This is a genomic window from Streptococcus oralis (assembly GCF_001578945.1).
GTDB classification, from domain to species: Bacteria; Bacillota; Bacilli; order Lactobacillales; family Streptococcaceae; genus Streptococcus; species Streptococcus oralis_Q.
On sequence record NZ_KQ969552.1, the window covers coordinates 270,486 to 275,400 of the forward strand.

A 4,915-nucleotide genomic window follows, 5' to 3' on the forward strand; every position below is an offset into this window, starting at 1 on the left:
ACTGGAATCAATGACCAGAGGTTGACATCCAAACTTGGCCATCCAACATAGCCGAAATACAATACTAGCGCTGCCGCTACTAAAAATATAATTCCCAATATTTTTTTCATTTTTTGTCTCCATTTTCTTTTTTAGGAACCTGAATTGTCTGACATTAACACTTCACGCCCTTTACAAAAATCATTATGGCAGAGGATTTTTTCAAGAACAAGCACTTTTGCCTATCTGGTCAATATCTCGGTCTAAGTGGTTGAAAATTCGTAACAAAAGAAAAGAAGCCCTAATGGACTTCTTCATTCTGCCGATTGCAGGGATCGAACCTGTGACCTACGCGTTACGAGTGCGTTGCTCTACCAACTGAGCTAAATCGGCGACTACCCTTTTAGTATAGCACTCTGAGAGTAGATGTCAAGAAATTTTTATCTCCATTAGAAAAAGCCCGTCCTGAGACAAGGCTCTGAGTTTCTTCCTCTTAAGATCCTGCACTTTCGTAGGCGTCTAAGCCCCTGTCCCATAGTTTCAAAGAAATGACAAAGAAAACAAGGGAAAGCAAAATCAAACCACCAATGTTAAAGAGGCCATCCTTGTCCTGCAAGAAATAGCTGGCCGGATAGTAGGCCGTAAAGGCGAAAGGCACGATAAAGCTAATCAACCAACGAAGAAGCGAGTTATAAATAGAAATCGGGTACTTGGCAAAATCATTGAATATATAAAAAATGTAAATCATAGCACCTGACTGCTTGGTCCAAAAAGCGATACTGGCTGTCGCGATTTTCAAAGAAGTATAAATCAAGGTCGCAAAAGGAATACAGACCAGGAAAAGCAAGAACTTGGGAAGAGTCCAAGTAATGCTAGAGAACGTTGTCGCTAGTAAAATTCCACCGACCAAGAGTTCTCCCAAGGCATCAATCTGAAAGGTCTCGACTAGGATGTGAAAGAGAGGATTGATAGGACGGGTCAAGTATTTGTCAAACTCTCCCTTTCGCACCAAGCGTTGCCCCAGTGCCCAGAGATTGTCAAAAAAGAGATGGTCCAATCCCTTGGGAATTAAGGAAAATCCATAGATAAAGGCAATCTCTTGAAAGGTCCAGCCTTCCAAGGAAGGGATGTGTTGGAAGAGCACGTTGAGAAACAAGAGGTTCAGACCTTGGGTCAGAAAAACACCTAAAACACCAACCACAAAATCAACCTTATATTCCATGATTTGCTTGATGTATTGTCTGATAAAAATCAGATGCATACGCTGATATTTTTTCATACTAACCTCCTTGAATGGTGATAAATGACTGGACTCGTTTCCAAATCAACTGAGACAAGCCCGCCATCACTAAAAGCCAAAACAACTGCAGGAAAAGAGCCTGAAGAATCTGACTAGCATTGTATTTCCCAACGATAATCATAACCGGAGTGTAAATCAAGGATGAAAAAGGCAAAAAGGAAAGAATATTTGAAACAATCTTAGGAAAGAAAGCCAAGGGAATCAAACTTCCAGACATAAAAGCCACTATGGAAGTCTTGAGTAGATTGGAACCCCATAGATTTTTAAATACAAAGGCTGAAAATCCAAAGCAGATATTAAAGAAAAAGTTAATCAGGTAGGCCAGCGTTAAGCTAGAAAGATATAGGACAGTTAAGCCTAGCACCTCTACAATACCTTGGCCAGATAAGATTTTCATCAAGACAATGACACTTAAAAATGGCAGTCCAACAGAGATAAAAATCAACCACTTGGAGCCAAGCTCGGTAAAGAGATAAGAGGCCGCAAAATGCACTGGTCGCAGCAAGCGCATGATAATGGAGCCATCCTTAACCTCCTCCCCAATCATAAAGGAAGAATCTGACTTGGTCAAAAGATTGGTCACAAAACTCATGATGATGTAGAGGGTGATATCCGCCATACTAAATCCCTGAATCAAGGACTCCTGCGAGGAATCAAAGACTGCCTTCCATAGATAAAAGGCCACAAAAGCCCCCCATCACATCGCCAATCCGATAAAGAAGAAAATTCACTCTATATGTGATCAACTCCTGAATTCCTGCATTGATAAAGGGTTTATAACGTCTCCAAAATTTGACCATCTTAGAGCTCCTTTCGGTAGAAGCGACGGATAATATCCTCGATATCCGTATCCACCATCTTCAAATCACGGATTTCAAAATCAGACAGGGTTTGCTTGATAATATCAGCTGACTGGTAACGGGAACTATCAAATTCAATATTGAGGCTATTTCCTTGTCTATCAATGGTCATATCCGAAGAGCCTTCATAGTGAGAAATGAGATGACTTTGCCCCGGCACCAGTTCAAAGGAAAGAGTCTTCATCTTACCAAAAGTTTCCTTGAGCTGACTCACCGTTCCATCAAAAATCTCCTGCCCCTTGTCAATCATGAAAATCCGATCACAGAGCTGCTCAATATCACTCAGGTCATGAGTGGTCAAGAGAATGGTAGTCTCTTCCTCCTGATTGATCTGGGTAATGGCCCGACGAATGTTATCCTTGACTGACACATCCAGACCAATGGTCGGCTCATCTAAAAAGAGAACCTTAGGATTGTGGAGCAAGGAGGCTGCAATATCCGCCCGCATCCGTTGACCTAGTGAAAGAGTTCGCACGGGATCCTTGATAAATTCTTTTAAGTCCAAGACTTCATTCAAAAAATCCATTCTCTTGTGGAAGAGCGAGTCTGGCACATCGTAAATCTCTTTTAACACCGTATAGGTCTCTTGCAAAGCCAAATCCCACCATAGCTGGGTGCGTTGTCCAAAAACTACTCCAATATCCTTGACATAATCCTGACAATTATCCTACGGAATCTTGCCGTTAATCCGACAAAAACCAGACGTCGGTTTCAAAATCCCTGTCAGCATCTTAATAGTTGTCGACTTCCCAGCACCATTTGCCCCGATAAAGCCTAAAATTTGGCCCTTGGGTATCTCGAAGGTCAAATCCTTGACCGCTTCAAAGGTCTGCTTTTCAGGATGTATAAAGGAGTGCAAAGCTCCCTTTAACCCCAGCTCCTTCACTGTCTTCACAAAATTTTTCTGAAGATGTTCCACTTCTATCATTGCCATAAATCTCTCCCTATAGCAAGGAATTGCAACATTGTATTTTTGACTACAAATATTCTAAATCCTTACTTTCTAAACTTTCTAATTGTTATTCTTACAGAAGGCTTTATACCAACCTATTATAGTCCAATAAAAAAGGAATGCAAGCGTTTGCCTACAGATTATGAAATTAGAGATTTCTCTCTTAAAATAATACTTTTGAATCAAAAATTCTGGTTTAATAGTTTCCTTAAAACACCAAAAAACCTGCCCTTAGGGGCAGGCTACGAATTGTAAAAAGCAAACTATTTTGATCAATATGATTCACTATTTAATCAAAGTACTAATCTTTCATAATTCTTTTCACAATCCCATTTCTATCAATTAGAAAACAATCTGGAAAGGTCATTTGCTCCCATTTTTCATAATCAAAACTGGAATCAAAGTGATGTAGTAGTATTCCTATCAAATTCCCGTGTGAACTAAGTAAAATCGTTTTTTCTGAGTATCTCTCTTCCAATTCCATTAAAAAATTTAGTACTCTAGCTAGTGCGTCTTGATTTGATTCCCCTTCTGAAAGAGATTCACTAGGATTTTGCCATAAATATTTAATACTGTCTTCAAACTCAGAATCTTTTATAAAGGTTGAAGATAATTTTCGCTCTCGTAACCGATTATCAAGAACTATTTTATCAAATTGAATTGGCGAGCTATTAATCGTTTCAAATGCTCGTTTATAAGGACTAGAAAAATAATAATCAATATTAACAGAATTCAAAAACTCTAACTGGTCAAGAGATGAAAATCCTTTTTCTGACAAAGTTCTATTAAAATCATCACTTGAAAATCTTGAATGAGCATGTCTAAGTAAAATATATGAATTATTCATAAGTCATTACATTTCAATTATTGTCATCAGTCTAAATAGATTTTTAGACCCTCAATTATTCTCTAAAAATTCTTTAATGCGAGAAACAATAGCATCGCTTTGATAATGATAAAGGTCGTGAGGCGCATCCATATAGACGACTTGAACATTAGACTGGTCGCTTGCAAATCTCTCTGCATAACGTTGCCACTCAGATTGGCTAAAGCTAGTACCATCACCATTAGAAACCATTAGTAAGGCCGGAATTTTCGGATTAATGTTTGAGGGAACTTTCTTGGCATTTTCCTTTACCGTTTGGGATTCATGAAACATAGCTTGTGACATCAACTGCTTATAAGCTAGAAGTTTATATTGTTTTCGTTCACTTTCGGTCAGAGTTGAATTTTTTATATAAAAGGACTCAGGGAAGTAACGTAATAAGCCAATCTTGCTGCTCCAATATGCCACAGTGAGCACGGTCTGATTTTGCTTTAAATTCTCATAACTTGATGGCAATGCCCAATCTAAACCAATCAAAGCTTTCACTTCATCAGGAAACTTCTCCTGCCAAGCCAGACTCTCTAGACTAGCCATGGAATGAGACAGAATGATAAACGGCCCTGTGATATTTGCTTGCGAAAGAGCTTGGCGAGTCTCAGACAAAACCTCCATCACATCTCTTGAATGATTGCTATCATCACTATAACCATATCCCGCCCGCTCCATGATGATTACCTTATACCGTTTCGATAAGGATTTCGATACATTTTTAAAGTCCAATATGGGAGAAGCAATACCAGCACCTGAGAGAACTACTATAGTCTCAGGACCATCCCCTTCAACGTAAATATTTATTTGATGTCCATTGACGATAACTTGTTGTCCCATAGGTGTTAGTGAGGCTTGTTCCTTTTCTAAACTAATCCGATGAAAGATAAATGTAGCGAGTAAAAATAAAAGAATGAAACTAAGAAAGCCAAGACTACATTGGGCACTGC

General features: G+C 39.0%; 3 protein-coding genes, 1 tRNA gene and 3 pseudogenes. All 7 read right to left on the bottom strand.

The genetic code is table 11. The features are described from left to right. Positions 1 to 110: pseudogene (locus SORDD16_RS11305) on the bottom strand (YdgA family protein); the annotation flags it as partial. A 189-nt stretch (positions 111 to 299) separates the two neighbouring features. Then, a tRNA-Thr gene (locus SORDD16_RS06765) sits at positions 300 to 372 on the bottom strand. A 100-nt stretch (positions 373 to 472) separates the two neighbouring features. Continuing rightward, complete coding sequence (locus SORDD16_RS06770) at positions 473 to 1,258, bottom strand: ABC transporter permease (RefSeq protein WP_061452828.1); 786 nt, start codon at positions 1,256 to 1,258, stop codon at positions 473 to 475. 1 nt (position 1,259) lies between these two features. Further along, positions 1,260 to 2,079, bottom strand: a pseudogene (locus tag SORDD16_RS06775) (ABC transporter permease). A 1-nt stretch (position 2,080) separates the two neighbouring features. Then, a pseudogene (locus SORDD16_RS06780) lies at positions 2,081 to 3,073 on the bottom strand (ABC transporter ATP-binding protein). A 319-nt stretch (positions 3,074 to 3,392) separates the two neighbouring features. Continuing rightward, positions 3,393 to 3,938, bottom strand: coding sequence for a histidine phosphatase family protein (locus SORDD16_RS06785; protein ID WP_061452829.1), 546 nt, complete (start codon positions 3,936 to 3,938; stop codon positions 3,393 to 3,395). 51 nt (positions 3,939 to 3,989) lie between these two features. After that, positions 3,990 to 4,915, bottom strand: a 926-nt coding sequence (locus SORDD16_RS06790; protein WP_081215173.1) for an alpha/beta fold hydrolase, incomplete at its 5' end; no start/stop codon positions are given.

Coding starts and splice junctions, on each gene's coding strand:
- SORDD16_RS06770 (WP_061452828.1), bottom strand. CDS start 1,258: ATGAAAAAATATCAGCGTATGCATCTGATTTTTATCAGACAATACATC.
- SORDD16_RS06785 (WP_061452829.1), bottom strand. CDS start 3,938: ATGAATAATTCATATATTTTACTTAGACATGCTCATTCAAGATTTTCA.